Origin of the sequence: Nonomuraea sp. 3-1Str (assembly GCF_031570565.1) — a bacterium.
Taxonomy (GTDB): domain Bacteria; phylum Actinomycetota; class Actinomycetes; order Streptosporangiales; family Streptosporangiaceae; genus Nonomuraea.
The window spans coordinates 333,127-348,419 of record NZ_JALHBK010000002.1 but is presented as its reverse complement, the minus strand read 5'-3'; the positions used below and the strand labels follow the sequence as shown (position 1 = coordinate 348,419).

At 72.7% G+C, this 15,293-nt stretch carries 17 protein-coding genes; 9 read left to right on the top strand and 8 right to left on the bottom strand.

The window, feature by feature from the left end:
* Positions 1-40: 40 nt before the first annotated feature.
* The gene (locus MTP10_RS05405) at positions 41-919 is read left to right on the top strand and encodes a 1,4-dihydroxy-2-naphthoyl-CoA synthase (protein ID WP_310707871.1); all 879 of its coding nucleotides are present in this window, start codon (positions 41-43) and stop codon (positions 917-919) included.
* 11 nt (positions 920-930) lie between these two features.
* Positions 931-1,845 (top strand): aminoglycoside phosphotransferase family protein, encoded by a 915-nt coding sequence (locus MTP10_RS05400; RefSeq protein ID WP_310707870.1) that lies wholly within the window; start codon positions 931-933, stop codon positions 1,843-1,845.
* A 3-nt stretch (positions 1,846-1,848) separates the two neighbouring features.
* On the opposite strand, the gene MTP10_RS05395 is transcribed toward MTP10_RS05400, so the two are convergent.
* Positions 1,849-2,601 (bottom strand): HPP family protein, encoded by a 753-nt coding sequence (locus MTP10_RS05395; RefSeq protein ID WP_310707869.1) that lies wholly within the window; start codon positions 2,599-2,601, stop codon positions 1,849-1,851.
* Between the two features lie 153 nt (positions 2,602-2,754).
* Here MTP10_RS05395 and MTP10_RS05390 point away from each other — a divergent pair, with 153 nt between their 5' ends.
* A complete protein-coding gene (locus tag MTP10_RS05390) occupies positions 2,755-3,252 on the top strand; it encodes a CGNR zinc finger domain-containing protein (protein ID WP_310707868.1) in 498 nt (165 codons plus the stop codon).
* Between the two features lie 17 nt (positions 3,253-3,269).
* Here the strand turns inward: MTP10_RS05390 and MTP10_RS05385 are convergent, their stop codons facing one another.
* The 3 genes from MTP10_RS05385 to dapA all read right to left on the bottom strand — a co-directional run bounded on the left by MTP10_RS05385 (position 3,270) and on the right by dapA (position 5,660).
* The gene (locus tag MTP10_RS05385; RefSeq protein WP_310708162.1) at positions 3,270-4,181 is read right to left on the bottom strand and encodes an NADP-dependent oxidoreductase; all 912 of its coding nucleotides are present in this window, start codon (positions 4,179-4,181) and stop codon (positions 3,270-3,272) included.
* Between the two features lie 123 nt (positions 4,182-4,304).
* Entirely contained in the window at positions 4,305-4,772 is a 468-nt protein-coding gene (locus MTP10_RS05380; protein WP_310707867.1) for an NUDIX domain-containing protein, read from the bottom strand.
* Positions 4,773-4,793: 21 nt separating this feature from the next.
* Positions 4,794-5,660 (bottom strand): 4-hydroxy-tetrahydrodipicolinate synthase, encoded by an 867-nt coding sequence (dapA, locus tag MTP10_RS05375; RefSeq protein WP_310707866.1) that lies wholly within the window; start codon positions 5,658-5,660, stop codon positions 4,794-4,796.
* A gap of 71 nt (positions 5,661-5,731) precedes the next feature.
* Between dapA and MTP10_RS05370 the strand changes: the two genes are divergently transcribed.
* On the top strand, positions 5,732-6,601 hold the full coding sequence (locus MTP10_RS05370; RefSeq protein WP_310707865.1) for a LysR substrate-binding domain-containing protein: 870 nt from the start codon (positions 5,732-5,734) through the stop codon (positions 6,599-6,601).
* A 44-nt stretch (positions 6,602-6,645) separates the two neighbouring features.
* Here MTP10_RS05370 and MTP10_RS05365 read toward each other — a convergent pair whose 3' ends face one another.
* Complete coding sequence (locus tag MTP10_RS05365) at positions 6,646-7,611, bottom strand: serine hydrolase (protein ID WP_310707864.1); 966 nt, start codon at positions 7,609-7,611, stop codon at positions 6,646-6,648.
* Positions 7,612-7,729: 118 nt separating this feature from the next.
* Between MTP10_RS05365 and MTP10_RS05360 the strand changes: the two genes are divergently transcribed.
* The 3 genes from MTP10_RS05360 to MTP10_RS05350 all read left to right on the top strand — a co-directional run bounded on the left by MTP10_RS05360 (position 7,730) and on the right by MTP10_RS05350 (position 10,093).
* A complete protein-coding gene (locus MTP10_RS05360) occupies positions 7,730-8,728 on the top strand; it encodes a polyprenyl synthetase family protein (protein ID WP_310707863.1) in 999 nt (332 codons plus the stop codon).
* A 75-nt stretch (positions 8,729-8,803) separates the two neighbouring features.
* Complete coding sequence (locus MTP10_RS05355) at positions 8,804-9,475, top strand: hypothetical protein (protein WP_310707862.1); 672 nt, start codon at positions 8,804-8,806, stop codon at positions 9,473-9,475.
* A gap of 48 nt (positions 9,476-9,523) precedes the next feature.
* Complete coding sequence (locus MTP10_RS05350; RefSeq protein WP_310707861.1) at positions 9,524-10,093, top strand: hypothetical protein; 570 nt, start codon at positions 9,524-9,526, stop codon at positions 10,091-10,093.
* Here MTP10_RS05350 and MTP10_RS05345 read toward each other — a convergent pair.
* The gene (locus MTP10_RS05345) at positions 10,062-11,501 is read right to left on the bottom strand and encodes an MFS transporter (RefSeq protein WP_310707860.1); all 1,440 of its coding nucleotides are present in this window, start codon (positions 11,499-11,501) and stop codon (positions 10,062-10,064) included. The two genes, MTP10_RS05350 and MTP10_RS05345, sit on opposite strands and share 32 nt — an antisense overlap.
* A gap of 42 nt (positions 11,502-11,543) precedes the next feature.
* Positions 11,544-12,266, bottom strand: coding sequence for a class I SAM-dependent methyltransferase (locus MTP10_RS05340; protein ID WP_310707859.1), 723 nt, complete (start codon positions 12,264-12,266; stop codon positions 11,544-11,546).
* A 128-nt stretch (positions 12,267-12,394) separates the two neighbouring features.
* Here MTP10_RS05340 and MTP10_RS05335 point away from each other — a divergent pair, with 128 nt between their 5' ends.
* Positions 12,395-13,768: an LCP family protein gene (locus MTP10_RS05335; RefSeq protein WP_310707858.1), complete on the top strand. Its 1,374-nt coding sequence runs from the start codon at positions 12,395-12,397 to the stop codon at positions 13,766-13,768.
* 24 nt (positions 13,769-13,792) lie between these two features.
* On the opposite strand, the gene MTP10_RS05330 is transcribed toward MTP10_RS05335, so the two are convergent.
* A complete protein-coding gene (locus tag MTP10_RS05330; protein WP_310707857.1) occupies positions 13,793-14,272 on the bottom strand; it encodes a tetratricopeptide repeat protein in 480 nt (159 codons plus the stop codon).
* Positions 14,273-14,339: 67 nt separating this feature from the next.
* On the opposite strand from MTP10_RS05330, the gene MTP10_RS05325 reads away from it, so the two are divergent.
* On the top strand, positions 14,340-15,272 hold the full coding sequence (locus tag MTP10_RS05325) for an ATP-binding protein (protein WP_310707856.1): 933 nt from the start codon (positions 14,340-14,342) through the stop codon (positions 15,270-15,272).
* Positions 15,273-15,293 lie beyond the last annotated feature (21 nt).

Sequence of the window (15,293 nt, the reverse complement as noted above, 5' to 3'; positions counted from 1 at the left end):
GATCGGGGCGGCGCGAAGGGGTTCGGTTAGGCTCTGGCGCATGGTCTCCGAGCTGTTCGATCCCAAGGCGTGGCAGGCGGTCGAGGGATTCGACTTCACCGACATCACCTACCACCGGGCGGTCGACCAGGGCACGGTCCGCGTCGCGTTCAACCGCCCGGAGGTGCGCAACGCCTTCCGGCCGCAGACGGTCGACGAGCTCCACCGCGCGCTCGACCACGCCCGGCAGACCGCCGACGTCGGCTGCGTCCTGCTCACCGGCAACGGCCCGTCGCCCAAGGACGGCGGCTGGGCGTTCTGCTCGGGCGGCGACCAGCGCATCAGGGGCAAGCACGGCTACCAGTACGCCGACGGCTCACCCTCCACGGGCCGCCTGCACATCCTGGAGGTGCAACGGCTCATCCGGTTCATGCCGAAGATCGTGATCTGCGTGGTCCCCGGCTGGGCGGCCGGCGGCGGGCACAGCCTGCACGTCGTGAGCGATCTCACACTGGCCAGCGAGGAGCACGCCCGCTTCAAGCAGACCGACGCCGACGTGGCCAGCTTCGACGGCGGCTTCGGCTCGGCGTACCTGGCCCGGCAGGTGGGCCAGAAGTTCGCCCGCGAGATCTTCTTCCTCGGCGACACCTACTCGGCGGCCGACGCGCACCGGATGGGCATGGTCAACGCCGTGGTGCCGCACGCCGAGCTGGAGGCCACGGCCCTCGAGTGGGCCCGCAAGATCAACGGCAAGTCGCCGACGGCGCAGCGGATGCTGAAGTTCGCCTTCAACATGATCGACGACGGGCTCGTGGGGCAGCAGGTCTTCGCGGGCGAGGCGACCCGGCTCGCGTACATGACGGACGAGGCGGCCGAGGGGCGCGACTCGTTCCTGGAGAAGCGGGCGCCCGACTGGTCGCCGTACCCCTGGCACTACTGAGATCTCCCACGATGGAGATCGTGGTGCCGGCGGCGCTGACCGCGCGGCACGTGCAGCTCGACGGTGAGGCCGGGCGGGCCTGGTCGGCGGGGCTGCCCGCGCTGGCCGAGCGCTACCTGGAGGAGTGGCAGCTGCGCCTCGACGGCGGGCCGTGGCACGGCATGGTCTCGCTGGTGCTGCCCGTGGTGCGCGCCGACGGCACGCGGGCCGCGCTCAAGCTCCAGCCGGTGACCGACGAGAACGCCGGCGAGGGTCCCGGCCTGCGCGCCTGGGCCGGGCGCGGCGTCGTACGGCTGCTGGAGGACGACCCGGGCACGGGCACGCTCCTGCTCGAACGGCTCGACGCGGACCGGTCGCTCTCGTCCGTGCCCGACGACATGGAGGCGCTGCGGATCCTGACGGGACTGCTCGGGCGGCTGGTGGCCCTGCCCGCGCCGCCGGGGACGCGGCGGCTGGGCGACATCGCCCGCGGCATGCTGGACGACGTGCCCGCGACCGTGGACGGGCTGGGCCGCGACGGCGACCGGGAATGGGTGGACACCTGCGCGGCGGCCGTCGCCGAGGTGGCGGGCGAGCCGGGCGACCGGCTGCTCCACTGGGACCTGCACTACGACAACGTGCTCGCCGGCGACCGCGAGCCGTGGCTGGCCATCGACCCGAAGCCGCTCGCGGGCGACCCCGGGTTCGACCTCATGCCCGCGCTCCACAACCGGTGGGACGAGGTCGTGGCGTCAGGAGACGTGCGGCGGGCGGTGTTGAGGCGCTTCGACCTGATGACGGACCTGCTCGGGCTGGACCGGCCGCGGGCGGCCCGCTGGACGCTCGGCCGGGCCCTGCAGAACACGATCTGGGACGTCCAGGACGGCTCCGGCCGGATGAACGAGGTGCAGCTCGCCATCGCCCGGGCCGTGCGCGAGCGCGTCTAACCGTCACAGCCAGTAGGCCGGGTACCGGTGGGCGGGCAGCAGCCGGCCGAGCAGCACGCCGCTGGCGATCACGACGGCGCTGGCCACGGCCACCGGGGTCAGCAGGTACCACGGGGCGGGCGCGGTGAGGCCGATGAGGGCTGCGGTGGCGGCGGCCGGCGGGTGCGGGGCGCGCAGCAGCAGCATCGGAGCCGTGGTGAGCGCCGCGGCGACGGCCGCCGTCCAGATCGACGGCCCGCCCACCGCGGTCACGGCCAGAGCCACCACGGTCGCGCCCGCGTGCCCGAGGACGACGCTGCGGGGCTGCGCGAACGGCGCGGCCGGGGCCAGGGCCACGATGGCGGCGCTGGCCACGAACGGCAGCGCGAACAGCGCCAGCCCGCTCACTCTGGCCACACCGGCGAGCACGAGCAGCGCCGCGAGCGCCGCCCCGGTCGCCGTCACCACCGTCCGGACCGGCACCCGGGCGGGAGCCCCCGACACGATCGGGCGGAGGGCCAGGAGGCCCCGGTGTCCACCGGTCCGCTCCCCGCGCGAGCCGGGGGACGACGGCCCGGCGAGCGGTCGTGGGCCGCCCTTGAGGTCCGCCGCCTCGGGGGCCGTCGCGTCGCCGGGATGGAGGGGGCGCCGGACGTCCACCGGTGCCGTCCCCCGTACGCGGCCCGGGTTGGCCGCCGGGTGGTCGGGTGACGGGGCCGGGTGGGACGGGCCGGCGGGATGGTCGGCGTGGCGGCGCTTGCGCGGGCGGTGGGGCATCGAGGCTCCAGACGTGGCGGCCGAGAGGACGGGGGAGGCCGCCAACCGGCTAAATCGCTTTGACCGGTTAAGTGATAGCATGGCGAAAGATAACCGGTCAAACCGATTTGAGAGGTTAGCCAAGTGAGAGTCCGCCCGCTTCGCGGGGAGCCCGTGGCGTTGGACCTGGTCAACACGGTGTGGGTGGAGCACGGCGTGCGGGCCGACCAGCTCGACGACCTCGACGGGGTTCGTGCCTGGCTGTCCGACCACGCGATGGCCGCCGGCCCGGACTCCGATCTGGAGGCGGTGCGCGACCGGCTCGTGCCGGCCCGCGAGGCCGTACGGGACGCGCTCGAAGGGCGCGGCCACACGGGCCTGAACGACGTGCTCGGCCATGGCGCGGTCCGGCCGGTGATGCGTGACGGCGAGCCGGGCGAGCTGGTCGTCGTGGACGAGCCGGCCTGGCTGCCGGCGTGGACGGCGGCGGCGGCGTTCGTGCGGATGATGGGCGAGCGGCCGTCGCGGGTGCGCAGGTGCGCGCACCCCGACTGCATCCTGTGGTTCCTCGACGTGAGCAAGAACGGCAGCCGCCGCTGGTGCTCCATGGAGGGCTGCGGCAACCGCGCGAAGGTGGGCCGGTTCAACCAGCGGCACAGGCCCACCGGCTGACCGGCCCCTGCCGGGGATCAGCCGACGATGAGGGCGATCTTGCCGCGGCCGTGGCCGGTCTCGATCTCCCGGTGCGCGTCCGCCGCCTCCTCCAGCCGGTACGTCCGCCGGATCGGGAAGAGCAGCCGGCCCGAGGCGTACTCCGCCGCGTACCGGCCGAGGCGCTCGGCCGTGCGCTCACCCCGCGTCACCTTGATGCCCAGCTCGGCGGCCTTGCCGTGCTCGACCAGCGTGAGGACGCGGGCGCGATCCTTGACCAGCTCCAGCGAGACGTCCACCGCCACCCCGCCGGCCCCGTCGAGGGCCGCGTCCACGCCGCCGGGCGCGAGCGCGCGGACCCGGTCCGCCAGGCCGTCGCCGTACACGACGGGAACGGCCCCGAGGGCGCGCAGGTGCTCGTGGTTCTCCTCGCGGGCCGTGCCGATCACCGTGGCCCCCCGCCACCGGGCGATCTGCACCGCCGCCGTGCCCACCGCGCCGGCCGCGCCGTGGACGAGCAGCGTGTCGCCCTCGCCCACCGCGAGCCCGTCCAGCGCCAGCTCCGCCGTCTGCACGGCCGCGGTCAGCGCGCCCGCCACCTCCCACGGGACCCCGCCGGGCTTGGGGGTCACGTGGGCGGCCGGCACGACGACGTACTCCGCGTACGCGTTGAGCAACGAGAACCCGAGCACCTCGGTCCCCGGCTCGACACCTGACGCACCCTCGCCCACCTCGTCCACGACACCCGCGAACTCATTGCCGGGCACGCGCGGCAGCCCGCCGGTGACGCCCGGAGGGGTCCAGCCCCGACGGACCGCCGTGTCGAACGGCTGCACGCCCGCCGCCCGCACCCGTACCCGCACCTGCCCGGGCCCGGGCTCGGGCAGGGGCACCTCCATGACCTGGAGCACCTCGGGGCCGCCGGGGGTCGCGAACGCCGCTGCTCTCATCGTTGCCTGACTCATGCGCCGAGCGTGCCGCCTCAACCGCGCTTGAGGTCAAGCGATGTTTTACGTGAAACATGCTCCGGGCAGCTCCGGACGCGCACCGGCGAACCGGTCACCCGGCCGTCCTCACCAGTCGAGAGCGACGGGCCGCTCGGGCCGGACTCCTCGGAGCAGGTCTTTCAGCAGCACGGCCAGCCCGGGTGGGAAGACCCGCTCCGTGGTCGCGCCGAGCTCGGCCGGGGTCCACCATCGGTGCCCGAACCCGTCGTCTCCGGTTCCGCGAACTTCCGCCGTCGGGACCCGGGCGAAGAAGTACGTGTGCACGGTGTAGTAGTGGCTTCCCTGGACGGACCACTGTCCCGCGTTGATGGCCACCGGCTCGCCCAGGTCTTCGGGCCCGAGGACGAAGCCGGTCTCCTCGTGAACCTCTCGGCGAGCCGCGTCCGCCACCGATTCGCCTGGCTCGATCCCGCCTCCGGGCAGGTGCCATGCGGGCTCGCGTGGCCAGGGGTCGGGTGGGACGAAGCGGAACAGCAGCACGCGGTCGCCGGGGGCGGCGAGGATGACGCGCGCCGTGGGGCGGTTCGTGATCATCCGTCCGAGGGTAACCAGCTCTCAGCCCAGCAGGGTCAGGGCCGTCGTGATCGAGGGCTCGCTCGCGGGCAGCAGGGGCAGTCGGACGTCGGGTGTCGGGATGAGGCCCTGGGCGTGCAGGACGCCCTTGGTGACGACCGGGTTCGGCTCGGCGAACAGGGCGGCCGACAGCCGGGTCAGGCGACGGCCGAGGTCCCGTGCCCGCGCCACGTCGCCCGCGCTCCAGGCCGCGGCGAGGTCGGCGAAGTCCGCGGGGGCGAGGTTCGCCGAGGCCATGATGCCGCCGGAGGCGCCCGCGGCGAGCAGCGGTGAGATGACCGCGTCGTCGCCACCCAGCACGTCGAAGCCGTCGGGCAGGTCGCCCAGCAGGTCCAGGACGTCCTGGTCCACGCCGCCGGTCGCGTACTTCACCCCCGCGATCATCGGGTGCCCGCCCAGACGGCGCAGCGTGGCGGCGCCCACGGCCTGACCGGTGCGGTAGGGGATGTGGTAGATCACCAGCGGCACGGGCGTCCCGTCGGCCAGCGCCTCGAAGTGCGCGACGACGCCCCGCTCGGAGGGGCGCAGGAAGTACGGAACGGTCACCAGCGCGGCCGTGACGTCCGGCGGCAGCTCCTCCAGCGCTGCGAGCACCGAGCGGGTGTCGTTGCCGTTGACGCCCACGGTCAGCGGCGCCCCGCGCTCCCGGCAGACCTCGGCGCACACCTCGACCACCTGTGCGCGCTCGGCCGGCGTCAGCGCCGCGACCTCACCGGTGGTGCCGAGCGCCACCAGGCCGGACGCGCCCTCGTCGAGCACGCGGCGGGCGAGCTTGTCCAGCGCCCCGGCGGCCACCTCCCCGGTGGAGGCGAACGGCGTGACGAGCGGTACGTGGATTCCCTTCAGCATGCTTCGAGCCTGGCCCGGGCGCGTACGTCAGGTCCAGTTCGGATTCGTGCGGTTGAGCCTAAGCTGGACTGATGCTCGACCCTCGGAAGCTGCGCCTGCTTCGGGAGCTGGCCAGGCGCGGCACGATCGCCGCCGTCGCCGAAGCCGTCATGTTCACCCCGTCGGCGGTGTCGCAGCAGCTCAGCGCGCTGGAGCGGGAGGCGGGCGTGCCGCTGCTGCGGCGGACCGGCCGCGCCGTCACGCTGACCCCGGCGGGTCGCCTGCTGGTGGAGCACGCACAGGCCGTACTGGAGGAGCTGGAGCGCGCGTCGGCGGCGCTGGCGGCCGTCCGGGGCGAGCCGTCGGGGCCCGTGCGGATCGGCGCGTTCCCGACGGCGGCCCGCGCGCTGATGCCCGCCGCGCTCGCCGAGCTGGCCCGCGCCTGCCCGGCGCTGGAGCCGATGGTGTCGGAGATCGACCCCGCCGACGTCTCCGGCGCGCTGCGGGCGGGCGAGCTGGACGTCGCCCTGGTCCACGAGTACGACTTCGTGCCGCCGGAGGCGGACCCCGCGCTGGCCACGGAGCCGCTGTTCGCCGAGTCCATGTACCTGACCGGCCGGACGGCGCTCGCCGAGGCCCGCGACGAGCCGTGGATCACCGGCAAGCCCGGCACGCTCTGCCACGCCATGACGATCCGGGCCTGCCAGGCGGCGGGGTTCGAGCCGCGGGTGCGTCACCAGGTGGATGACTTCGACACGGTCCTCGCGTTCGCGGCGGCCGGGCAGGGCGTCGCGCTGGTGCCGCGCCTGGCCGCGCTCGCCCCGCCGCCGGGCGTGACGCTCACCGAGCTGCCGCTGAGCCGCCGCACGCTGGCGGCCTTCCGCAGAGGGTACGGCGGCCACCCGGCGATCGGGGCGGCCGTGGCCGCGTTCCGCGCCGCGATCGGCCGCCTCCCTCTGTGAGGCGGTGTCAGTCTGTGAGGCGGGTGTCGGTCCGTGAGCCGGTGTCAGTCCTCCCTGAGCACCTCCTCCAGCGCCACCGCGGCGCTCGACTGCTCGGCGGCGTCGTACTCGCCGGCAGTGAGGGCCACCACCAGCCGCCGCTCGGGGACCACCACGATCCGCTGGCCGCCGTTGCCGGTCGCGCCCACCCACCGCCCCGGGCTCACGTACCACTGGTACCCGTAGGCGAACCCCTCCGAGATCTCGACCCGGGGCCGCAGCATCTCGCCGATCCACCACTCCGGCACCAGCCCGCGCCCGCCGTCGAGCACCAGCGACCCCAGCCCGGCCAGGTCGCGCGGGCGCAGCCGCAGCCCGGCGGCGGCGAGCACGACCCCGCGGTTGGCGGTCCACTCGAACGGCATCCCGAGCGGCCCGAACAGCCGCTCCCGCGCGAACTCCTCCAGCGGCACGCCCGCCCCGTCGGCGATGAGTCCGCCGAGCAGCGCGGACGCCCCGCCGCAGTAGTGCCACCGCTTCCCGGGCTCCTCCACGACGGGACGCTCCAGGACGTACCGGTAGCGGTCGGGCGCCGCCTCCATGGCCAGCTCGCTGTTGGCGGTGCTGGTGTACGGCACGTTCTCGTTCCAGTCCAGGCCGAGGGTCATGGTCAGCGCGTGTTCCACCGTGAGGCCCTCCCTGCCCTCCGCCAGGTCCGCGTACGCGGGGAAGGCCGGCAGCAGCGGCTCGCCGGGACCGGGCACCAGGCCGTCGCCCAGGGCCATGCCGTACAGGAGGGCGACCACGCTCTTGGTCACGGACCGGACGTCGTGCAGCACGTCCGGCCCGAACCTCACGTGCCCCAGCGGCTCGCCCAGCCGGAAGTCCTCCCCGTCGCCGTACCGCTCCAGGACCACCCGCCCGTCCCGGACCACGACGAGCCCGTGCAGGCCCGGCGCCTTCCCGGCCGCCAGCAACCCGTCGACCCGCTCGGCGATGCCCATGCGTTCCTCCTCCGTAGCCGTCGTCACGAGAACAGGCGTACAGCCTGACACGGTGTCAGACTCCACCCCCGTGTCGCCGAGCGGCCTGAGGCTCCTCTCAGCGTCTCTCAGGGACGGCTCAGCGAGCACCAGGCAGGCTGGGCGCATGGATCAGCTCATCGGCTCCCCCGCCATCGCCCGGGGCCTGCGCGACGTCGAGGACCGGATCGGCCGGCTCGGCGGCTCCTCCGCGCTGCCGGGCATCAACGCGGGCGCCGGCCGGATCATCAGCGCCGGCGGCAAGCGGCTGCGGCCGGCGCTGACCCTGGCCACCGCGCTGGCCCTGGGCCGGACGCCCAACCGCCGGGTCGTCACGGCCGCCGCCTGCGTGGAGCTGATACACGCCGGATCGCTGGTCCATGACGACCTCATGGACGGCGCGACCGAGCGGCGCGGCGCGCGCACGCTCAACGCCGAGCTGGGCGACGGCAAGGCGCTGGTCATCGGCGACTTCATGCTGGCCAGGGCGGGGCTGGCGGCGATCACCGCGGTGTCCCGGCCGGTGGCCGAGGTGCTGGCCGCGACCGTGGTGGAGCTGGCCGAGGGGCAGTACCTGGAGACGACCTCCCTGTACGACCCCGACCGCACCGTCGAGGCGGCGCTGGCCTCGATCCGCGGCAAGACGGCCGCGCTGTTCCGCGCCGGATGTCTGGTGGCGGCGATCTGCGCGCGGGCCACCGCCGAGGAGCGGGCCGGGATGGCGGCGTACGGGGAGCGGTTCGGGCTGATCTTCCAGATCCTCGACGACCTGCTCGACCTGACCGCGCCGAGCGGCCTGCTGGGCAAGCCGGCGGGCCAGGACCTGCGCCACGGCGTCTACACGCTGCCGCTGCTGCTGACCCGGGACGCCGGGGCGACCGGGTCGCTGGGCGGGAAGCTGACCGGCGAGCAGGTGGAGGAGGTGATCCGGGAACTGCGGACGGCGGGGATGGTGGAGCTCACGCTGGAGTACTGCCGCGGGCTGGCCGCCGACGCGGTCGCCGCGCTCCCGGTGCTGCGCCACGGCGAGGCCGCGGCCCTGCTGTACGGCCTGCCGACCGCGTACCTCCGGCAGGTGGGCGAGATCGTCGGGTCGACGAGCGTCGGCTGCGATTTGTTGGAATGATTGGAAGGAATAACCCGACAGATCCCCGAAATTGTGCTCATACTGGAGGCAGCTGGCCCTCTACAGGAGCACCTCATGCGGAAGACGCCCCCTCGCATGACGCCGGAGGAGGAGCTGTCTGCGACCCAGTTCCTCCAACTCGCCGCAGTCGACTTCACCGGCATCTACGCCGTCCACCTCGCCGCCAAGGACGAGCGGCTGAAGATGACCAGACTCGGGATGAGCCTGCTGTCCGGCCCCTTCCTGGCGACCATCGCGCTCATCAGCGCCAAGGTGGTGGACCCGCGCGCCCTCACCTCCTGGCACACCGTGCCGTGGTACCTGTTCGCCCTGGTGACGGCGTTCGGGCTGCTGACCGGGCTGCCGTTCCTGCGGCTGATCGAGGCGGTCGACGCGCACGCCCGCACCGCGCGGGCGATCAACAACTTCCGCCTCCTGTACGCGACCCGGCTCAAGGACGAGTTGGCCTGGTCGCCGAACCTGCCGGTGGACCCGCGCTACCCGGAGACGTTCGCGCCGCTCGCCTGGCCGGGGATCAACGTCATGATGCTGGCCGTCGCCGACAGCGCCTACCTGGTGGTCGGCGTCACCGGCCTCAGCGGCCAGGCGCCCGATGCGGTGCTGCTGAGCACCAGCATCGCGCTGGTGGCGCTGGTCCACTACTCGGTCTACTACGTGCGCTGCAACGTCACGAGGCGGCGCCGCCTGCCCCGCAATCCGTACGAGTTCCCGAACGTGGAGACCTGAATGCCCGGCCCTGCGATGTGGGCGTCATGTGGGGAGGCGTGGATCTGGATGATGCGCCACGTGTGGACGGAGGGCGCGCTCGGCGACGACGACCGCGGCCCCGTCATGGAGGGGCCGCCCGTGCTCTTCGAGATGGCGCAGGTGCGGCGGGACGACCCGCTGCTGGAGAGGTACGGCGACGCCGACCGGCTCGCGCTCTACTGCCGCAAGTTCACCCAGGACACGGTCGTGTCCCCGTTCAAGTACAGCTACGGGGCCCGGATCCGGGGACAGCTCGGGTGGGCCGTGGACCTGCTGCGCACCAAGCCGTACAGCAAGAGCGCCTGGATCTCGCTGACCGGGCCGGGTGAGCCGTACGACTCGGTGCCGTGCCTGAGCGGGCTGGCCTTCCGGATCCGCGACGGCGGGCTGGTGATGACGGCGGCGTTCCGGTCGCAGAACGCGTTCACCAGCTACCTGAACTACGTGCCGCTGTCGGACGTCCAGACCGGGGTCGCGCGGAGCCTCGGCCTGGACTGCGGTCCGATGCGGGTGTTCGTCGACGTGCCGCACCTCTACCTGTCCGACAGCACGCAGGTGCTGAGGGTCATGCGGCCGTGTCCACCGAAGCTGCCGTGAGCGGCGCGGCGATCTCCTCCAGGCCCTTCTGCTCGGCCTTGACCCCGAGGAACAGCTCCACGATCCCCGCGGCGATCATGATGACGGCGCCGATGCTGAACGCCAGCGCCGTGTCGCCCGGCACGCCGGTGGAGACCAGCCCGGCGAAGACCAGCGGACCGGCGATGCCGCCCGCCGCGGTGCCGATCGCGAAGAAGAACGCGATCGCCATCGCCCTGGTCTCCATGGGGAAGATCTCGCTGACCGTCAGGTAGGCCGAGCTGGCGCCCGCCGAGGCGACGAACAGCACCGCGCACCAGCAGGCGGTCAGCGTGACGGCGGTGAGCATGCCCTGGCTGAACAGCCACGCGGTGCCGAGCAGCAGCAGGCCCGAGCCGATGTACGTCGCCGAAATCATCGGCACCCGGCCGACCGTGTCGAACAGCTTCCCGAGCAGCAGCGGGCCGAGGAAGTTGCCGACCGCGATCACGGCGAAGTAGTACCCGGTGTGCGTGTCGATCTTGTAGAACGTGGACAGGATCTGCGCGTACCCGAAAGTGATGGCGTTGTAGAGGAACGCCTGCCCGATGAACAGCGACAGCCCGAGGATCGTGCGCTTGGGGTAGAGCGCCACCATGGTGTGCGCGATCCGGCCGAAGCCGATCGACTTGCGCTGGTGGATGGTGACCGAGCTCTTCGGCTCCGGCAGGTCGCCGCCCACCTGCTCCTCGATCTCGCCGACGAGCTGCTCGGCCTCCTTGCCCCGGCCGTGGATGAACAGCCAGCGCGGGCTCTCCGGCACGTGCCGGCGTACGAGCAGGATGGCCAGGCCGAGCACCACGCCGAGGCCGAAGGCGACCCGCCAGCCGATGTTGACCGGCAGGTCGTTGAGCAGCGGCACGGTCAGCAGGGCGCCGCCCGCCGCGCCGAGCCAGTAGCTGCCGTTGATGATGATGTCGATGCGGCCCCGGTGGCGGCTCGGGATGAGCTCGTCGATGGCCGAGTTGATGGCCGCGTACTCGCCGCCGATGCCGAATCCGGTCATGAACCTGAAGAGGAAGAACCACCAGGCGTTGAAGGAGAAGGCCGTCATCGCCGTCGCCACCAGGTACACGACGAGCGTGATGATGAACAGCTTCTTACGCCCGTACTTGTCGGTCAGCCAGCCGAAGAACAGGGCACCCAGACAGGCTCCGGCCACGTACAGGGCGGCGGCGGTCCCGGCCACCTGGCCCTGGGTGATGTCGATGCCGCTGCCGGGCTTGGCGAGCTGGGCCGACAGGTTTCCGACGATGGTGACTTCGAGGCCGTCGAGGATCCAGACGGTGCCGAGTCCGATGACGATCATCCAGTGCCAGCGTGACCACGGCAGCCGGTCCAGCCGTGCAGGCACCTTGGTGGTGATTGTGCCGGTATCCACGTCCCTCATGAAGAGAACCTGGTACCCGGGCGGCGGATCGCAAACGTCGCCTCACCCGACGGTGCGGGGCTTTCGGGCCTCCAGCATCCAGGTCCTGAACCACGGCCCGCCGTACCAGAATCGCCAGCCCAGGTCGCGCCGGCGGACGTCCACGACGCCGAGCTCGCGCAGCGTGTCCTCGTAGGCGGGCGTGTGCTGGAAGTCCGCGACCAGCATGAGCCCGCCGGGCCGCAGCACGCGGTGCGCCTCCCGGACGGCCTTCTCCCGGCCCGCGGCGTCCGGGATGTTGTGGATGGCCAGGCTCGACACCACCACGTCGAACGACTCGTCGTCGAACGTCAGCTCGCGCATGTCGCCGGTGACGAGGTCGACCGAGACGCCCTCGGCCTCGGCGTTGGCCCGGGTGACGCTCTCGTCGTTGCCCAACTGGTCGCGCGAGCGCCACAGGTCCACGCCGGTGGCCCGGCCCTCGGGCAGCCGCCGCGCGGCGAGCAGCAGCACCGCGCCCCGCCCGCAGCCGAGGTCGAGCAGCCGCTCGTCGCCCTTGAGCCGCTCCAGCTCGGCCGCCCACACGGCGAACTTGCCGCGCCGGGTCGTGTAGAGGTAGCTGGCCGCGCTGGCCAGCGTGTAGAGACCGCCGAGGAGGAAGGCGATCCCGGCCGCCGGGACGTCCTGGCCGAAGGACGTCACCGCCAGGACGAGCAGGATGACGGCCCCGGCCACGAGACCGAGCAGGGCCATCGGGGCGTCGAACCCGTAGCGTCCACGTCTCATACTCACGTTATATCGCAAGTATCAGTTGACCGGGAATTGGTACGACACTTCCCCTAAGCCGCCCTTATTCGACATCAAACCATCACTAACGTGGAGGACAGCTGCGCAAAACAGGGGGTTGACCAGGGATGACGAGCAGAGACCGTGACTTCGGTCCCGGTGCGGCGATCGCGCTGACCCTGGGATCGGCACTCCTGTGGGGCGTGGCACATGTCGCCACGGATCGCCGTAAGACCGGCTTCGCGCTCATGGTGACGCACGTGCTGGTGCTGGCCGTGATCATCACCGCGGTGACCGCCTTCGGCACCAAGGTGCTGGCCCTGGCCGTGCAGCCCCTCTGGCTCACGGTCTTCTCGGTCGCGCTGGCCGCGCTCGCCCTCGCCTGGTCGGCCGTGATCGTCCGGTCGTTCGTGCTCGTCCGGCCCCGCCGGTCCAACGCCGTGGGGCGCGGCCTCACCGCGGCCATCACCGCCGGGCTGTGCGCGCTCGTCCTGGTGCCCACCGCGTACGCGGCCCGGCTCGCCTACGTGTCACACGACGTGGTTGACTCGATCTTCACGGCCGACATGACCCCGATCGTCGCCGACGACCCGTGGAACGGGGCCGCGCGGATCAACGTCCTGCTCATCGGCGCCGACTCCGCGCCCGGCCGTCCCGGCGTGCGGACCGACAGCATGACCGTGGCCAGTGTCGACACCGCGACCGGCAACACCACCCTGTTCGGCCTGCCGCGCAACCTGGAGCACGTCCAGATGCCGCGCGGCCCGGCCCGCCGGCGCTTCCCGCAGGGCTTCACCGGCGACGGCCCCGACACGCCCGGCCTGCTCAACGAGGTCTTCCAGTACGCCGAGGACTACCCGGAGACGGTGCCCGGCGTGCGCCGCGGCCAGCGCGGACCCGACCTGCTCAAGCGGACCGTCAGCGACATCCTCGGCATCCCGGTGACCTACTACGCGATGGTCGACATGAAGGGCTTCGCCCAGATCATCGACGCCATGGGCGGGGTGAAGGTCACCATCAAGCAGCCCATCGTGTACGGCAAGTACCGCGAGGGGCTCCTGTCCGCCGGCACCCGCAAGCTCTCCGGCCAGGAGGCGCTGTGGTTCGGCCGCTCCCGTACCGACAGCGACGACTACGTGCGCATGGGACGCCAGAAGTGCCTGCTCTACGCCGTCGCCAAGCAGGCCGACCCGGTGACCGTGCTCAACAGCTTCGAGAAGCTGGCCGCGGCGACCAAGCGCGCCATCTCCACCGACGTCCCGCAGAACCTGCTGCCGCCGTTCATCGAGCTGTCGGACCGGGTGAAGCACGCGCGGATCAGGAGCCTGAGCTTCGTGCCCCCGCTGATCAACACCGCCGCCCCCGACTGGAGCCTCATCCGGACCAAGGTCGCCAAGGCGCTGGCCGACCGGCCCGCCGTGCGCGCCCCGGGACAGCCCAGGGCCGGCGCGACCGTCCAGGGCTACGACCGGCCGATCGCGCTGGACACCGCCTGCCACTAGGACGAGCCCGGCCCGGACGGGCGGTCAGACCGTCTCGTCCAGGTGGTCGGCGTAGTAGGTGACCGCCCGCTGGTACTGGCCGGCCGCCTCGGTGCCGGCCAGCACCTTGAGCAGCGTGGACACCGCCTCGCGCGCCCGGCCGGCGTTGTACAGCGCCATGGACATGAACGTCCGCAGCCCCGGGTCCTCCGGGAACTCGGCCAGCCCGCGCCGGAACGCCGCCAGCGCCTCGTCGTACCGCCCGAGCACCCTGAGCGTGCTGCCGTAGCCGGTGAACGCGCCCAGCCGGTCCTCGGGCTTGAGCCCCTCGCCCGCCAGCGCGCGCTCGTAGAAGGGCGCCGCCTCCTTCTCCAGGCCGAGCACGTCGTGGACCCACGCCGTCTGGTAGGCCACCTCGGCGTCCTCCGGGTGCCGCTCCGCCAGGCCGAGAAGCAGCTCGCGGGCCTCCTCACGGCTGCCCTCTTCCCGCAGCCGCACGGCTCGCGCCAATTCGTCGTCGCGCATGGGGTCAGTGTGGCATGATGGGCGCCATCGAAAACGACAACGGTTTTCATCATCATCTGGAGCTATCGTGAGGGTGGCCTTCGTCGGCAAGGGCGGCAGCGGCAAGACCACGATGTCGGCGCTGTTCGCGCGGCACGTGGCGAGCCAGGGCGGCCCGGTGGTCGCCATCGACGCCGACATCAACCAGCACCTGGCCCTGGTCCTCGGCGCGGAGGAGCGGCCCGAGCCGCTCGGCGCCCGCCTCCCCGAGATCAAGGAGCACCTGCGCGGCGACAACCCCCGCATCCCGTCGGCCGAGGCCATGGTCAAGACGACGCCGCCGGGACGCGGGTCCCGGCTGCTCGGCTTCGACGACCTCGCCGCCTCGCCGTACGCGGTGACGACGCCCGACGGCGTCAGGCTGCTGGCCACCGGCTCGTTCGGCGAGGAGGACCTGGGCGTCGCCTGCTACCACTCCAAGGTGGGCGCGGTGGAGCTGCTGCTCAACCACCTGGTCGACGGGCCCGGCGAGTACGTCGTGGTGGACATGACGGCCGGGGCCGACTCCTTCGCCTCGGGACTGTTCACCCGGTTCGACCTGACGTTCCTCGTGGCCGAGCCGACGCGGCAGGGCGTGGGCGTCCACCGGCAGTACGCCGAGCACGCCGCCGGGTTCGGCGTCCGCGTGGCCGTCGTCGGCAACAAGGTCCACGGGCCGGCCGACGTCGACTTCCTGCGCGCGGAGGTGGGCGAGGACCTCGTGGCCTGGATGGAGCACTCGGCCGCCGTCCGCGCCATGGAGCAGGGCCGGCCGCTGGCCCTCGACGACCTGGAGCCGGCCAACTCCGACACGCTCGCCACGCTGCTCAAGCACGTGGACGCGCAGGAGAAGGACTGGACGACGTTCGGCCGCCAGGCCGAGGAGTTCCACCTGCGCAACGCCCGTGCCTGGGCCGACGCGCGCACCGGCCTCGACCTGTCCCTGCAGATCGACCCGGGGTTCACCTACGGCCGCCGGTGAGCACACGAGTGTCCCCCTCCA

What these genes read in the sequence shown, in the direction of transcription:
- MTP10_RS05380 (WP_310707867.1), bottom strand. Translation starts at nt 4,772, where the DNA reads ATGATCACGAACCGCCCCACGGCGCGCGTCATCCTCGCCGCCCCCGGC.
- MTP10_RS05330 (WP_310707857.1), bottom strand. Translation starts at nt 14,272, where the DNA reads ATGCGCGACGACGAATTGGCGCGAGCCGTGCGGCTGCGGGAAGAGGGC.
- MTP10_RS05345 (WP_310707860.1), bottom strand. Translation starts at nt 11,501, where the DNA reads ATGAGGGACGTGGATACCGGCACAATCACCACCAAGGTGCCTGCACGG.
- MTP10_RS05405 (WP_310707871.1), top strand. Translation starts at nt 41, where the DNA reads ATGGTCTCCGAGCTGTTCGATCCCAAGGCGTGGCAGGCGGTCGAGGGA.
- MTP10_RS05370 (WP_310707865.1), top strand. Translation starts at nt 5,732, where the DNA reads ATGCTCGACCCTCGGAAGCTGCGCCTGCTTCGGGAGCTGGCCAGGCGC.
- dapA (WP_310707866.1), bottom strand. Translation starts at nt 5,660, where the DNA reads ATGCTGAAGGGAATCCACGTACCGCTCGTCACGCCGTTCGCCTCCACC.
- MTP10_RS05340 (WP_310707859.1), bottom strand. Translation starts at nt 12,266, where the DNA reads ATGAGACGTGGACGCTACGGGTTCGACGCCCCGATGGCCCTGCTCGGT.
- MTP10_RS05385 (WP_310708162.1), bottom strand. Translation starts at nt 4,181, where the DNA reads ATGAGAGCAGCGGCGTTCGCGACCCCCGGCGGCCCCGAGGTGCTCCAG.
- MTP10_RS05360 (WP_310707863.1), top strand. Translation starts at nt 7,730, where the DNA reads ATGGATCAGCTCATCGGCTCCCCCGCCATCGCCCGGGGCCTGCGCGAC.
- MTP10_RS05335 (WP_310707858.1), top strand. Translation starts at nt 12,395, where the DNA reads ATGACGAGCAGAGACCGTGACTTCGGTCCCGGTGCGGCGATCGCGCTG.
- MTP10_RS05355 (WP_310707862.1), top strand. Translation starts at nt 8,804, where the DNA reads ATGCGGAAGACGCCCCCTCGCATGACGCCGGAGGAGGAGCTGTCTGCG.
- MTP10_RS05395 (WP_310707869.1), bottom strand. Translation starts at nt 2,601, where the DNA reads ATGCCCCACCGCCCGCGCAAGCGCCGCCACGCCGACCATCCCGCCGGC.
- MTP10_RS05350 (WP_310707861.1), top strand. Translation starts at nt 9,524, where the DNA reads ATGATGCGCCACGTGTGGACGGAGGGCGCGCTCGGCGACGACGACCGC.
- MTP10_RS05400 (WP_310707870.1), top strand. Translation starts at nt 931, where the DNA reads ATGGAGATCGTGGTGCCGGCGGCGCTGACCGCGCGGCACGTGCAGCTC.